Origin of the sequence: Amycolatopsis echigonensis (genome assembly GCF_002846615.1) — a bacterium.
Classification (GTDB): domain Bacteria; phylum Actinomycetota; class Actinomycetes; order Mycobacteriales; family Pseudonocardiaceae; genus Amycolatopsis; species Amycolatopsis echigonensis.
Genome location: NZ_PJMY01000003.1, coordinates 2,038,003 through 2,051,232, shown reverse-complemented (window position 1 = coordinate 2,051,232; position 13,230 = coordinate 2,038,003). Strand labels below are relative to the sequence as shown.

General features: G+C 70.8%; 12 protein-coding genes and 1 pseudogene. 9 read left to right on the top strand and 4 right to left on the bottom strand.

What is annotated here, in order from left to right:
• Position 1 precedes the first annotated feature (1 nt).
• The 6 genes and pseudogenes from rpsK to ATK30_RS14160 all read left to right on the top strand — a co-directional run.
• The gene (gene rpsK / locus ATK30_RS14185) at positions 2-406 is read left to right on the top strand and encodes a 30S ribosomal protein S11 (RefSeq protein WP_009072340.1); all 405 of its coding nucleotides are present in this window, start codon (positions 2-4) and stop codon (positions 404-406) included.
• Between the two features lie 23 nt (positions 407-429).
• On the top strand, positions 430-1,035 hold the full coding sequence (gene rpsD, locus ATK30_RS14180; RefSeq protein ID WP_101436010.1) for a 30S ribosomal protein S4: 606 nt from the start codon (positions 430-432) through the stop codon (positions 1,033-1,035).
• Positions 1,036-1,140: 105 nt separating this feature from the next.
• Positions 1,141-2,214: a DNA-directed RNA polymerase subunit alpha gene (locus ATK30_RS14175; RefSeq protein WP_009072342.1), complete on the top strand. Its 1,074-nt coding sequence runs from the start codon at positions 1,141-1,143 to the stop codon at positions 2,212-2,214.
• 43 nt (positions 2,215-2,257) lie between these two features.
• A complete protein-coding gene (gene rplQ, locus ATK30_RS14170) occupies positions 2,258-2,815 on the top strand; it encodes a 50S ribosomal protein L17 (protein ID WP_101436009.1) in 558 nt (185 codons plus the stop codon).
• A 72-nt stretch (positions 2,816-2,887) separates the two neighbouring features.
• Positions 2,888-3,724 carry a tRNA pseudouridine(38-40) synthase TruA gene (gene truA, locus ATK30_RS14165; RefSeq protein ID WP_101436008.1) on the top strand — a complete coding sequence of 279 codons (837 nt, stop codon included), beginning with the start codon at positions 2,888-2,890 and terminating at the stop codon, positions 3,722-3,724.
• Positions 3,725-3,729: 5 nt separating this feature from the next.
• Positions 3,730-4,068 (top strand): annotated as a pseudogene (locus ATK30_RS14160) (type II toxin-antitoxin system death-on-curing family toxin); the annotation flags it as partial.
• Between the two features lie 51 nt (positions 4,069-4,119).
• On the opposite strand, the gene ATK30_RS14155 reads toward ATK30_RS14160, so the two are convergent.
• Positions 4,120-4,839 carry a hypothetical protein gene (locus ATK30_RS14155; protein ID WP_101436006.1) on the bottom strand — a complete coding sequence of 240 codons (720 nt, stop codon included), beginning with the start codon at positions 4,837-4,839 and terminating at the stop codon, positions 4,120-4,122.
• 82 nt (positions 4,840-4,921) lie between these two features.
• Positions 4,922-6,154, bottom strand: coding sequence for a type VII secretion protein EccE (gene eccE, locus ATK30_RS14150; RefSeq protein WP_101440822.1), 1,233 nt, complete (start codon positions 6,152-6,154; stop codon positions 4,922-4,924).
• Between the two features lie 780 nt (positions 6,155-6,934).
• Between eccE and eccB the strand changes: the two genes are divergently transcribed.
• From eccB to ATK30_RS14130, 3 genes are all read left to right on the top strand, one after another.
• Positions 6,935-8,563 carry a type VII secretion protein EccB gene (gene eccB, locus ATK30_RS14140; protein ID WP_101436005.1) on the top strand — a complete coding sequence of 543 codons (1,629 nt, stop codon included), beginning with the start codon at positions 6,935-6,937 and terminating at the stop codon, positions 8,561-8,563.
• A gap of 91 nt (positions 8,564-8,654) precedes the next feature.
• Positions 8,655-8,963 carry a hypothetical protein gene (locus ATK30_RS14135; protein ID WP_167441908.1) on the top strand — a complete coding sequence of 103 codons (309 nt, stop codon included), beginning with the start codon at positions 8,655-8,657 and terminating at the stop codon, positions 8,961-8,963.
• The gene (locus ATK30_RS14130; RefSeq protein WP_101436003.1) at positions 8,960-9,985 is read left to right on the top strand and encodes a WXG100 family type VII secretion target; all 1,026 of its coding nucleotides are present in this window, start codon (positions 8,960-8,962) and stop codon (positions 9,983-9,985) included. Before ATK30_RS14135 ends, ATK30_RS14130 begins: the two co-directional genes overlap by 4 nt.
• Positions 9,986-10,100: 115 nt before the next feature.
• Here ATK30_RS14130 and ATK30_RS14125 read toward each other — a convergent pair whose 3' ends face one another.
• Both ATK30_RS14125 and eccD read right to left on the bottom strand, forming a co-directional pair.
• Positions 10,101-11,735, bottom strand: coding sequence for a type VII secretion-associated serine protease mycosin (locus ATK30_RS14125; RefSeq protein WP_101436002.1), 1,635 nt, complete (start codon positions 11,733-11,735; stop codon positions 10,101-10,103).
• An 8-nt stretch (positions 11,736-11,743) separates the two neighbouring features.
• A complete protein-coding gene (gene eccD, locus ATK30_RS14120) occupies positions 11,744-13,144 on the bottom strand; it encodes a type VII secretion integral membrane protein EccD (protein WP_101436001.1) in 1,401 nt (466 codons plus the stop codon).
• Positions 13,145-13,230: the final 86 nt, after the last annotated feature.

The following is a 13,230-nucleotide window of genomic DNA, read 5'->3' as shown; positions in this document are numbered from 1 at the left end:
CATGCCACCCAAGAGCCGCACTGCGGGGGCCAAGAAGGTCCGCCGCAAGGAAAAGAAGAATGTCGCGCACGGTCACGCGCACATCAAGAGCACCTTCAACAACACCATCGTCTCCATCACGGACCCGACCGGCGCCGTGATCGCGTGGGCCTCGAGCGGCCACGTGGGCTTCAAGGGCTCGCGCAAGTCGACTCCGTTCGCCGCGCAGATGGCCGCCGAGAACGCCGCCCGCAAGGCGGCCGAGCACGGCATGAAGAAGGTCGACGTTTTCGTGAAGGGCCCGGGTTCGGGCCGCGAGACGGCGATCCGCTCGCTGCAGGCGGCCGGCCTCGAGGTCGGCACCATCCAGGACGTGACCCCGCAGCCTCACAACGGCTGCCGCCCGCCCAAGCGGCGCCGGGTCTGAGGAACGGGGAGGAGTACTAAGAAATGGCTCGTTACACCGGCCCCGCGACGCGTATTTCGCGTCGCCTCAAGGTTGACCTCATCGGCGGCGACCAGGCGTTCGAACGTCGCCCCTACCCGCCGGGCCAGCACGGCCGCGGGCGCATCAAGGAGTCCGAGTACCTCCTGCAGTCGCAGGAGAAGCAGAAGGCTCGCTACACCTACGGCGTTCTCGAGCGCCAGTTCGTCCGGTACTACAAGGAAGCCGTGCGGCGTCCGGGCAAGACCGGTGAGAACCTGCTGCAGATCCTCGAGTCCCGGCTGGACAACGTGATCTACCGCGCCGGCATCGCCCGCACCCGCCGTCAGGCGCGGCAGCTGGTGAGCCACGGCCACTTCCTGGTCAACGGCGTCAAGGTCAACGTGCCGTCCTACCAGGTCAGCAAGTGGGACATCATCGACGTGCGGCCGAAGTCGATGGGCATGCTGCCGTTCGTGGCGGCGAAGGAGTCCTTCGGCGAGCGTCCGGTCCCGGCCTGGCTGCAGGTCGTGCCGTCGAACCTCCGCGTGCTGGTCCACCAGCTGCCGGAGCGCGCGCAGATCGACGTTCCGGTTCAGGAACAGCTGATCGTCGAGCTTTACTCGAAGTAACCGGTCTCTGCGACTGGTTACGGGGCGGCGGCGCCCACAGTGCGCCGCCGTCACGCCATCCCTTCGACGTCATATGGCGGGCGTCGTCTGGAAAGGAATTAAGGAATGCTGATTTCCCAGCGGCCGGCTCTTGGCGAAGAGACGGTCAACGAGACCCGCTCCCGGTTCACCATCGAACCGCTGGAGCCCGGCTTCGGCTACACGCTCGGCAACTCGCTGCGGCGCACGCTGCTGTCGTCCATCCCGGGCGCGGCCGTGACGAGCATCCGCATCGACGGCGTGCTGCACGAATTCACCACCGTTCCCGGGGTGAAGGAAGACGTCACCGACATCATCCTGAACCTGAAGGAACTGGTCGTGTCCTCGGAAGAGGACGAGCCGGTCACCATGTACCTGCGCAAGCAGGGCCCGGGTGAGGTCACGGCTGCCGACATCGTGCCGCCCGCGGGCGTCACCGTGCACAACCCGGATCTGCACATCGCGTCGCTGAACGGCAAGGGCAAGCTCGAGATCGAGCTCGTCGTCGAGCGCGGCCGCGGTTACGTTCCGGCCCTGCAGAACAAGCAGGCGGGCGCGGAGATCGGCCGGATCCCGGTCGACTCCATCTACTCGCCGGTGCTGAAGGTGACCTACAAGGTCGAGGCCACCCGTGTCGAGCAGCGCACCGACTTCGACAAGCTGATCCTGGACGTCGAGACCAAGCCGTCGATCACCGCGCGCGACGCGGTGGCCTCGGCCGGCAAGACGCTGGTGGAGCTGTTCGGTCTCGCTCGCGAGCTGAACGTCGACGCCGAGGGCATCGAGATCGGCCCGTCGCCGCAGGAGGCGGACACCATCGCCGCCTACGCGATGCCGATCGAGGACCTGGACCTCACCGTCCGGTCGTACAACTGCCTGAAGCGCGAAGGCATCCACACCGTGGGCGAGCTCGTCTCGCGCAGCGAGGCGGACCTTCTCGACATCCGCAACTTCGGCGCCAAGTCGATCGACGAGGTCAAGCTGAAGCTCGTCGGCCTCGGCCTCGCGCTGAAGGACAGCCCGCCCGGGTTCGACCCGTCCGCGGCTGCCACCAGCTACGACGGCGAAGGCTGGTCGGAAGGGGTCGCCGGCATCGGCGGCGGGATTTCGGACGACGGCCACGACGATGGCCAGGACTACGCAGAGACCGAGCAGCTCTGAGGCCTCGGTGCCCGGACGCTGTGAGCTGAACTAGGAGAAAGTCATGCCCACCCCTACCAAGGGAGCCCGGCTCGGCGGGTCTGCCGCGCACGAGCGGCTGATCCTGGCCAACCTGGCCACTCAGCTGTTCGAGCACGGCAAGATCACGACGACCGAGGCTAAGGCCAAGCGGGTCCGCCCGCTGGCCGAGAAGCTGATCACCAAGGCGAAGCGGGGCGACCTGCACAACCGTCGCCTGGTGCAGAAGGTCGTCCGGGACAAGGACGTCGTGCACAAGCTGTTCGCCGAGATCGGCCCGCACTTCGCGGAGCGCGCCGGCGGTTACACCCGCATCACCAAGACGATGCCGCGCAAGGGCGACAACGCCGCCATGGCCGTCATCGAACTGGTCGCGGAGAAGACCGTGACGTCTGAGGCCGAGCGGGCCCGCAAGACCAAGTTCGCCAAGGACGAGGTCGCCGCCGCTCCGGTCGCCGAGGAAGCCGCTGAGGCCCCCGAAAAGGTCTCAGCGACTGAAGAGGCCCCGGCTGCCGAAGAGGCCGCCGCCCCGGCCGCGGACGAGGCTGCCGCCTCCGACGACGCCGACGCCAAGAAGGACTGAGTCCTGCCGGCACTGTCTGCATCGGATGAGCCCGCCGCTCCCCACGGGGAGGGCGGGCTCGTTCGTCTGCGCTTGGACGTGAGCTACGACGGCACGGACTTCTCCGGCTGGGCCCGCCAGCCGGGCCGCCGCACCGTGCAGGCTGAACTGGAGCAGGCGCTGCAGCGCCAGCCGCCGGGGGAGTCGGTGCCGAAATCCGTGGTCGTCGCGGGCCGCACGGACGCCGGGGTGCACGCGACGGGCCAGGTCGTGCACGTCGACGTCGTCCCGTTCGCGCCCGGTGCGCCGGGCCGGATTCCGGTGGACTCGCTGGGAATCCCGGACCTGACGCGCATGCGCGGCCGCTGGAACAAACTTTTGCCCGCCGACGCGCGGGTTCTGCACGCACGCGTGGCCCCGGCGGGTTTCGACGCCCGGTTCTCGGCCATCCGGCGGCATTACCGCTATCGCGTCTCCGACGCCCCGTGGGGCGTCGATCCGTTGCGCCGCAACGACACTCTGGCTTGGGGCCGTCCACTGTCGACAGAGCGGATGAACGCTGCCGCGCAGTCGTTGCTGGGCCTGCAGGACTTCGCGGCGTATTGCAAACAGCGCGAGGGCGGCACGACGATCCGCGAGCTGCAGCGTCTGGAGTGGACTCGGATCGACGAGCATCTGCTGGAAGTCCAGGTCAGCGCGGACGCGTTTTGCCATTCGATGGTCCGCAGCCTGGTCGGGGTGTTGCTGCTCGTAGGGGACGGGCGGCGCGGAACCGAGTGGCCGGGCGAGGTTCTGGCGAGCGGGACCCGGGACAGCGCGGTCGCCCCGGCCCACGGGCTGACGTTGACGGCGGTGGATTATCCGCCGGATGAGTTGCTGGCCGCGCGGGCTGAGCAGACGCGGAATGTGCGGTCGTCGAACGAGCTCTAGGCCGGGGCGGGCCGAAAAGAGCAGGAGTGCGCGACCTTGGCTTGCTCGACGCGGCGGCGCACCGTCCGCAGTCCTCGCTGATGGGACAGGACGCTTATCCGGATCTGCACGAGAAAGCCGCGGTGCTGCTGGAATCCATCGTCCGGAATCACCCGCTGATCGACGGGAACAAGCGGCTGGGCTGGATGTCGGTGTTCGTGTTCTACGGGCTGAACGGCTTCGACTTGGACGCGCCGGAGGACGAGGCGTACGACCTGGTGATCGCGACCGCGACCGGAACTTCGCCGTATCAGTCGGGGGCGGAGAGCCTGGCGAAGTGGGCCAGCGCCACCGCCGAACTGTGAAAAGGCCTCCTTGCGGAATCCCGCAAGGAGGCCTTCACCGTTCTGCCGTTCTCAGTCGCCCCGGCGAACCGGGCCGAGCAGCTGCTGTTCCTTCTGCGTCGTGACCAGCCGCAGCGGACGCCACAGGTTCGTGCCCAGTGCCACGACCTGGTCGTCCTTCAGTGTGGTCAGCTGGCGCATCATCTGCGGCGGCAGCCGCCAGATCCGGGCCGCCAGTTCGGCCTGTCCGGCGGGCAGCCGCTGCATCAGCACGAGGTCCGCGGCGTTCGCCGTGGTGCCTGCCTGCGGGTGCAGGTACGGCAGCACGTACACCGTGGTCTGCCAGGGCGACCGGGGCGGGAACAGGTCCTGCGGGGTCGGTCCGCCGTCGGTGACCACGAGCAGCGGGGCGTCCTCGGACGGGCGCGGCAGTTCGACCGGCGAGAGCCGGCGGATCTGCACCAGCGGCGACGGGCGTCCGTCGCGGGTTCCGGCTGCCTGCTGCAGCACTTGCCACGCCGCGGGACGTCCGGTGGCCACGACGACCCACGCACCCGTCGCCATCGCGCGCATCGCGACCTGACGGGCGAGGTAGAGCCCGCCGACGAGCACGATGCGGGTCGGCTGCGAGCGCAGCGCCGACACGGTCAGCGGCTCGCCCTTGAGGCCGGAACCGAGGACCACGCCGCCGCGGTCGCCGGACGGGCTGATCGCGTCGAGCATGGCCGGGTCGACCGTGAACTCCGGGGCGACGCCGGTGTTCCGCCCGGCGTCGCGCAAACGCGTGCTCATGCCGCCGCCTCCTCGAGGAGTTTCACGCTGATCGCCGGGCAGGCGACGGCATGAATAACGTTGGTTCGCTGGCAAGCGGCGCTCATGCCGTGCCTCCGATCGGCAGCGTCGCGGAGAACGCCGAGACCTGCATGCCCTTCATGGGGGTCAGGTCGACGTCGAGCCGCTCCGCGATGCTCTGCAGCCGCTGTTCGGCGGCGTCCAGCTCGCGCGGGTTGCGGGCGCTGAGCCGCACCACGCCGCGCAGGCCGATGCGGCCCTCGTCCGCCGACGGCGAGATCGCCATGGCGACCGTCGCGGACAGCGCGCGCACGCTGGTGAGTCCGTTGAGACTGCCGCTGATCTTTCCCTTGGGCCAGCCGGTGATCGCGTAGCTGGAGTGCCCGATGCCGGCCGCGGTGACGCCGGTCCAGCTCTCCTGCAGGCTGACCTTTTCGTTCGAACCGGCGACCGCGGTGAGCTCGGCCGCCGAAATGCTGGCGCGCAGCAGTTCGTCGGGGTCGAGCGGCCGGGTCGGCACGCCCTGGGACTCCAGTGCGTTGCGCACCCGCGACAGCGCACCGATCATCGCGCGGTGCGCGCCGACGACGCCGCCGCCGCGTTCCCGGATCGCCTCCGGGCAACGCCGCGGGTCGAGCCGGACCGCGATCCACGTGGTCCGCCGGGCGGCCGCGGGCAGCGGGCCGAGCACCTCGAGATAGGAGCTGAGCGCCGGGGCGTCCGCGGGCATCGCGGCCGAACCCGGGTAGCTGTGCCAGATCATCTGGATGGAGTCCAGCAGCACGCCGCGGTCTTCGAGGCACGGCGCGAGCGCGGACAGCGGAAGGCTGGGCGCGCCGCCGGCCTGGGAGATCATCGCCGGCATCGGCTCGACGAGCAGGACCGCGGTCCAGGTGCCGTCGTTCCAGGCGATGCCGACTTCCTGCCGTTCGTGGTCGACGGCGTGTGCCACCACGAGGTCCGGAACGGCCAGCCGCAGGAGGCTGACGCGCGCGTCCTCCGGGCCGGTGACCGCGCTTTCCTCGGCGAGTTCCTCGATGCTGGTCGGCGGCGGAGGGGTCGCCACGCGACCGTGCGAGCGGAACCGGTACCGCAGCGTCAGCGAGAGCCACTGGGTGAACCAGCGTCCGCCCACGCGCAGGAACGCGAGAATCAGGCCGAGCGCCGCGACGCCGATCGCGACGTACTTGAGCTGCGTGTTGATCGCCAGCAGCACGAGCCCGATCGCGACGCCGACTTCCAGCACGACGAGGTTGACCACGGGCAGCGGGCCGAGCGTGATGCCGCCGGAACGCCGCCGCGAGGGCGGGGCCATCCGGAGCGCGGTCGCGGTGCCGCCGGTCGGTGCGGGTTCGCCGCTTTCGGGGCCGCCACCGCTGTTCGGGCCGCCGGGGCCACCGGGACCGCCAGGTCCGCCGGGTCCGCCGGGTCCGCCGCCGCCAGGTCCGCCCGGGCCTCCGGGGCCACCGCCGCCGGGGCCGCCGGGTCCGCCCGGACCACCGGGACCACCAGGGCCACCGGGACCGCCCGGCCGAGGACCGTTAGGTCCGCCGCCGCCAGGACGTCCGGTTCGCGGACCGGTGGGTCCACCAGGCCCGCCCGGACCGCCGGGGCCAGCGGGGCCGCCGGGCTTGGGGCCGCCCGGACCACCGGGGCCGCCCGGCTTGGGACCACCCGGTCCAGGAGCACCGGGGGCGCCAGGAACGCCGGGCTTGGGAACGCCGGGTCCGGGGGTGACCGGTCCACCGGGCCGTCCGGGACCGCCGGGGCCGCCCGGAATGCCGGGAGGGGGAGTGCGAGGGGGCAGGCCGGGACCGCCGGGAGCCGCGCCGGGTCCGCCGGTTCTTCCGGGCCGCTGCGGCGGACCCGGGGGACGTCCCCCGGGAGGCGGTGGCGGCCCCTGCGGACCAGGCGGACGTGGAGGCGTGCTGACGGACATCCGCGCGTTCTCTTCCCCTCGTGAGTGCTGCGTACCCGGAAAGCCGGTCCCGGGATGCCTGACCCTAACCGGAGTTGGTAGAAACCCCACACCAGACGGTCCCCGTACGGCTATCCTGCGGAACCGTACCGCGACGGGGAGGACTGTAGGTCGAGAATGCCATCAACACCCACGACTAAGTCTCAGGTTCAGGCATACAAGTTCGTCCTGCGCCGGATGCAGTCCGCACTGGTCCGCCGCGACGCGGTGATGTTGCACGACCCGATGCGCTCCCACGGGCGCGCGACCGCGGTCGGCGTGATCCTCGGCGTGCTGGGCGCCGTCGTTTTCGTGCTGTGGGGCCTGTTGAGCCCCTCGCCGTCGGTGCCGTCGTCGGACAACATCGTGATCGGCGAGCAGTCCGGCACCGTGTATGTCGTCACCGGGAACCCGGCGCGGCTGATCCCGACGTTCAACCTCGCGTCGGCGCGGCTGATCCTCATGGCGCAGAAGCAGCAGGGCGGACAGGGACAGCAGGGCGGCCAAGGCGGTCAGCAGGCGGCGGAGGTGAAGAACCCGACTGTCGTCTCGGATGAACAGCTGAAGAACATGCCGCGCGAGAAGCTCACCGGCATTCCGGACGGCCCGCAGCTGATCCCGTCGGCGGACCAGCGGATTACCCCCAATTGGGCGGTGTGCGACGAGGTGGTGCTGGACCCGTCGCTGCCGCAGCAGGACTCGGTCAACAAGACCAACACGGACGTGATCGCCGGCATCGACAAGCTCGGCAACGAACTGCAGGAGAACCAGGCGCTGCTCGGCGACGCGGGCAACGGCAAGACCTACCTCATCTACCGGCTGCCCGCGACGCAGAGCCGGCCGAACGCGAACACCGTGCGCGCCGAGGTGCCGTCCGGCTCCAGCGATCCGGTGCGGTCCGCGCTGCATCTGCCGACGAAGTCGCGCAAGGTGTCGCAGGCTTTGCTCAACGCGATCCCGGAGGTCAGCAAGCTGGTCCCGCCGCCGGTGGCGGGCGAGGGGACGACTCCGCCGAGCAGCTTCGACGGCCTGACCGTCGGCGACGTCTTCTCGACCCAGCCCTCCGGCGGCCCGCTGGAGTTCTGGCTCATCGCCAAGTCCGGCATCCAGAAGGTGTCGCCCGCCGTCGCGGACATCGTGCGCACAGCCAAGAGCGGCGGTTCGGCCACCACGCCGACCCTGACTCTCGACAAGATCAACAACGTCAAGGTGCTGCAGCAGGGCGACCCCGATTACGTGAAGGTCGACGACTACCCGAAGGTCGTCCCGACCGTCCTCGACGCCACGCAGGGCTCGCCCGTCGCGTGCCTCGGCTGGTCGCTGAGCGCCGACAAGACCCAGGCGCACACCTCGGTCTACATCAACAAGCAGATCCCGGTGGAGAAGAACGCCGACGGCACCTCGAAGATCCTCAGCGTCAGCAACACCGGCCCGAACGGCGTGCCGATCACCGGCTTCTACATGCCGACCGGGTACGGCGCGGTGGTGCAGTCGGCCACCGAATCGGACAAGACCTTCGGCAAGGGCCCGATCCAGCTGATCTCCGACCGCGGCATCCGCTACGGCGTGCCGGACGCGGCGACCGCGGAGGAACTGGGGCTGAACAACCGGCTGCCCGCGCCGGAGTCGATCATCGGGCTCCTGCCGACGGGGGCGTCGCTGAACGTGCAGAACGTGATGAAGCAATTCGATTCGGTGCCGATCGACCCGAACGCGGGCTCGTACAAACCGCAGGCGGCCGGACAGCAGCAACCCGCCGGGAACTGACGGCGGAGTCCGTCCGTCACACTCGGACACGCACCGGGTGAGCGGAGGGACGAACGTGGCAGCGGCGGGAAGCAGTCCGGGAACAAGCGCCGTGCGGATCGACGGCGCGGTCGTCGGCGGCTACGCGGCGAAGGTCGCGCGGGCGGCCGACGAGCTGGAGACCGCCGCGGGCGAGGTCGGCGCGCGAGCGACCACCGCCGTCGCGTACGGCGAGGTGGCCGCGCAGCTGGGCGTGCCGGAGTCGTACGCACAGGCTTCGCAAGCGTTGCGCGGCCAGCTCACTGCCGGCGTGGCCGCGCTGCGGTCGGTCGCCGCGGCGCTGGAGCAGCTCACCGCGGGCCACACCCAACGGGACGCCGACGCGGCCGAGCGGATCGAGCGCGCCGGGAGGATCTCGTGACGGAGCCGTCTTTGGCCTACGTGACCGAGCTCGCCCGCGAGCTGGGCGTGACCGATCCGGTCGCCACCTACTACCGGCCGCTCACCGGCCGCTGGGAAGAACTGGACGCGGAGGCCGAGAGCCTGCGCGGCGCGGCTCGTACGGCGGCCAGGGTGTCCACGAACCTCGCGGAGGATCTCGGCCGGATCGACGCGTCGTGGTCCGGCCCCGACGCGGACGCGTTTGTCGCTTACCTCGGCGAAATTCGCGCGGCGAGCGAGGGATCGGAGGACGCGCTCGACGCGCTCGCTGACGCGATCGATCAGCTCACCGAATCGCTGCGCAAGATCGTCGGCGCGGCGGAAGAGGTGCTGGTCGACGCTGCTGACCTGCTGTCCGAATCGGCGATGCTGCCAAGCGGCGGCGCTTCCCGGGCGCGGTCGCAGATGCGGGAGACCGAACAGTCGCTGAAGTCCTTGCACGAGGCCGCGGAGGACGTGCTGCGCGAGTTCGGCCGGTTGTGTGCTGGCGTCGACGCACCCGCCGGACGTCCGTCGAGCATCGAACTGCGGCACCACTATCCAGCGCAGCAGTTCCGGCTGCACGACGCTGACGCTCCCGCGAACGCTCCGGCGGGGACCTCCGCTGCCGCCGGAGAGTCCACAGTGGCCGCTTCGGCGTCCACTTCGGACGATTCGGTGACCCCGTCCGCCGCGGAGGATTCCCACCACGGCAAGGAAACCGCCGCCGATCCACGGCTGGAACAGGGCCAGGCGGGCCTTCCGCCCGCCGAGCCGGTCGCCCCGGCGGCGCAGCCCGCGGCGGCGGACCAAGGCACGTCGATGATGCCGATGATGGGCTTCGCCGGCATGGGCGGCGGAGGCGGTGACGGCGGTTCGCAGCACAAGCCGAGGCAGCGCGCGGCGGCGAAGACGTCCGAGATCTTCGGCGAGCCCGCACAGGTGACTCCGCCGGTGATCGGCCAGGACCCGCCCGCGCGGCGGCCGGAGAAGGACGGGAAGCCGCCGAAACCCGGAAAGTGACCAAGGAGGCCGCCGTCGCGACAACCGCGGCGAATGGCCTTCTCCGCGCACGGACGAACAAAAAGGGCCGCTCCCCGCAGCGATCGCGGAGAGCGGCCCTTTCTGGTGCCGGAAGTTATCGCGCTGGCGGCGACCCGGACCGGTTTCGCCGGATCGTGTGCACCACGAACAGCGTGATCAGCAACGCCGCCACGCCGCCTCCGGTGCCCGCGAGCGCGACGATCATCGGGGTCGAGCTGATGCCGTCGGCGGGCGGCAGCGTGGCCTCCTGCACCACCGGCTTCGGCAGCGAGAGGTTGCCGGTGTCGCCCGGAAGGTTCGCGGTGAGCGCGGCCACCGGGTCGATCACGCCGTAGCCGACGAAGTTGTCGCGTCCGCCCGGAGCGGCCGGATGCTGCGCGGTCGCCTTGAGCCGCTTGACCACGTCGCGGGCGTTCAGCTTCGGGTACATCGAACGGACCAGCGCGGCGACGCCGGCCACGTACGGCGCGGCGAAGCTGGTGCCCTGGATCGGCGACGGGTTGCCGTTCGCGATGGTCAGGTTCGCGAGTCCGGTCGAATGCTCCGCCGGGTCGAGCGACACGATCTTGGTGCCCGGCGCGGCGACGCCGACCCACGGGCCGTGCACGCTGAACGGCGCGACGCTGCCGTCCTCCTGGATGGCCCCGACGGACAGCACGTCGTCGGAGAACCACGGCGGCGTGACGATCGACTTCGGCTTGTTCGGGTCGGCCTGGTCGTTCTGCGGGCAGTTCTCCGAAACGTTGCCCGCGGCCGCGATGACCACGATGTCGCGCTCGACCGCGTAGTGCACCGCGGCCTGAACCTTGCGCTCGCCCTCCTGGATGTCGCCGGGCGCGGTGCCCGCACGGCAGTGGTCGACCGACATGTTGATCACCTTGGCCCGGCCGCTGTCGGCGATGCCGCGGATGATCTGCGCGAGCGTGTTCAGCGTGCCCGCGGTGCCTTCCTTCTGCAGCTGGCGGTTGTCGCCCTTGTTGTCCTGCTGGGGCGCCGTGCCGCTTCCGCCCCCGGTGCCGCCGCCCGAGGACGGCGGCAGCTGGCTGTTGCTGCTGCCGCCCGCCGGGGGCTGCTGGCTGTTGCTGCCGGACGGGGGAGCCGAGGGCTGCTGCGGGCTGTCGTCCTTGGCGTAGTTCTCGCTCAGCTGCCGGTAGGACACGATGTGCGCGTCCGGGGCCACGCCGATGAAGCCGACCTTCGGGTCCTGCGGATTGCCCGCGATGATCCCGGCGACCTCGGTTCCGTGGCCGTCGCAGTCCTGCAGGCCCGGCTCGGCGCCGTTGTCCGGGGTGGCCACGTAGTCCCCGCCGCTTTCCACCCGGCCCTGGAACCACGGATGCGGCGTGACGCCGGTGTCGATCACGGCGACCTTCTGGTTGCCCCCGACCGATCCGGTGGCCGCGCGAACGATCTCCTGCGCTTTCTGCAGCTGCAGGTAGTCCTGGCCCCACGGGCGGAAGTTGATCTCGACGTTCTGCCCGAGACTCCGCTGCACGCACTCGTTTTTCTTCTTGTACGTGGTGTCCGAGTGGCCGGTGTCGGCGGGCGGCGCGTCGCCGGGACCCAGCGGCGGCGGAGTGGCCCAGGTGCCCGCGGGCGCGTCCGCCGTCTGCGCCGACGCCGGAGCGGCGGCGAACGGGGAAGCCAGCCCGAGCCCGGCGGCGAACAGCGCCACGCCGGCCCGGCCGGGAAGGCCGAGCTTGCGGGGGAAGGAGCGGCGGGAGCCCATCGCGCGGCTCACTTGAGGTTGAGGTGGCGCAGCGTCGAGTAGAGGTCCATCACGCCGAGGGCGAGCGGCAGCACCACGGCGATGCAGATCGCCTCGATGATTTCCACGGTGCGCCGCAGCGGCGGCGAGAAGCGCTGGTCCGGGAAGACCACGCCGACCACGAGGGCGGCCGCGGCGATCAGGATCAGCGCGCCGAAGACGTACAGCAGCCGCTGCTCCGCGGTCGCGGAGAAGAACAGCCAGCCGAGCAGAATGCCCGCCGCGGCGACCATGCCGGTGGTGAGCAGCGCGATCGCCTGCGCGCCGTCGGCGTAGGCGCGGGCGCGCAGCAGCAGGACCAGCGTGGCGACGACGCCGAGGATGATGCCGAAGACGTTCGGCGCGGTGGCCGCGAGGACCGCCGCGACGGCCGTGGTGGCGCCGCAGCCGATCATCAGGCCGGTCATGTAGTCGTGCGCGACCGCGGTGCGCTGCTCGATCGCCTGGTAGTCCGGGAAGCCGGAGTCTTCCTTCAGTTCCTCGGCGGTGCTCGGCACGTACGGCAGCGGCAGCTTGGCGAGCCAGATGGTGGCGCGCGGCAGGAAGGAGATGCAGCCCAGTGCGACGGCGACCGTGCCCGCCGCGACGGACGCGGTGTCGGCGCTGGTCACGAGCGTCGCGACGAGGAAGGCGAGCGCGCCGAACACACCGGCGGTGGCGGTGGCGATGAACACCCGGATGCCCGCGCCGACCACGAGGATGCAGACCGCCGAGACGATCAGCACCAGCACCGCGCCGAGCAGCAGGTTCGCCCGGACCGACAGGCCGGGCACGATGTAGAACCCGCTCACGAACGCGAACGGAAGGCCGCCCGCGGAGGCGATCAGCACACCGGTGGCCTCGGCCTGGTAGGCCTTGGCGAGCGTGGCTCCGACCGCGACGCAGGCGATCGCGCCGAGGCCGCCGGCGATCGCCGGGCCGAGCGCGGAGCCGCCGTAGAGGGAACCGCTGAAGAACAGAGCCAGCGCGGAGAAGAACAGGGCGAGCCCGCCGGCGGCGTGGCCGAACCGGCGCGCGGTTTCCTTCGTCCACGGGCGGAAGGTGTCCGGGTCGGCCTCCGCGATGGCGTCGACCACGTCGTCGTACATCGGCGGCGGCGGGTTCTCGTTCCGCTTGCGCAACTGCAGCAGTTCGCCGTCGACCACGCCGAGGGACGCGAGCGTCCGGCTCGGGTCGAGCGGGGCGTCGCCGAGCTTGGCCAGCGCCCACCCGCCGTGCCGGGCCCCGCCGTCCGGAGTGACCTCCTTGGCCATCTCCAGAAGCATGGGCAGCAGGTCGGCCACCGCCACGTCGGCCGGAAGGGCGACGTCGATGCGTGTCGTCGGCGCGACCACCGTGACCCTGCTGAATACCGTCGTGCCCGTTGCCACTAGATCCCCCGCTCTGAAGAGTCAGCTCCCGGGGAACTTATACCGAACCTGGTGACGGGTTTCAGCGCGTCTCCGCAAATAGTCGG

What these genes read in the sequence shown, in the direction of transcription:
- rpsK (WP_009072340.1), top strand. Translation starts at nt 2, where the DNA reads ATGCCACCCAAGAGCCGCACTGCGGGGGCCAAGAAGGTCCGCCGCAAG.
- rpsD (WP_101436010.1), top strand. Translation starts at nt 430, where the DNA reads ATGGCTCGTTACACCGGCCCCGCGACGCGTATTTCGCGTCGCCTCAAG.
- ATK30_RS14175 (WP_009072342.1), top strand. Translation starts at nt 1,141, where the DNA reads ATGCTGATTTCCCAGCGGCCGGCTCTTGGCGAAGAGACGGTCAACGAG.
- rplQ (WP_101436009.1), top strand. Translation starts at nt 2,258, where the DNA reads ATGCCCACCCCTACCAAGGGAGCCCGGCTCGGCGGGTCTGCCGCGCAC.
- ATK30_RS14155 (WP_101436006.1), bottom strand. Translation starts at nt 4,839, where the DNA reads ATGAGCACGCGTTTGCGCGACGCCGGGCGGAACACCGGCGTCGCCCCG.
- eccE (WP_101440822.1), bottom strand. Translation starts at nt 6,154, where the DNA reads ATGGCCCCGCCCTCGCGGCGGCGTTCCGGCGGCATCACGCTCGGCCCG.
- eccB (WP_101436005.1), top strand. Translation starts at nt 6,935, where the DNA reads ATGCCATCAACACCCACGACTAAGTCTCAGGTTCAGGCATACAAGTTC.
- ATK30_RS14125 (WP_101436002.1), bottom strand. Translation starts at nt 11,735, where the DNA reads ATGGGCTCCCGCCGCTCCTTCCCCCGCAAGCTCGGCCTTCCCGGCCGG.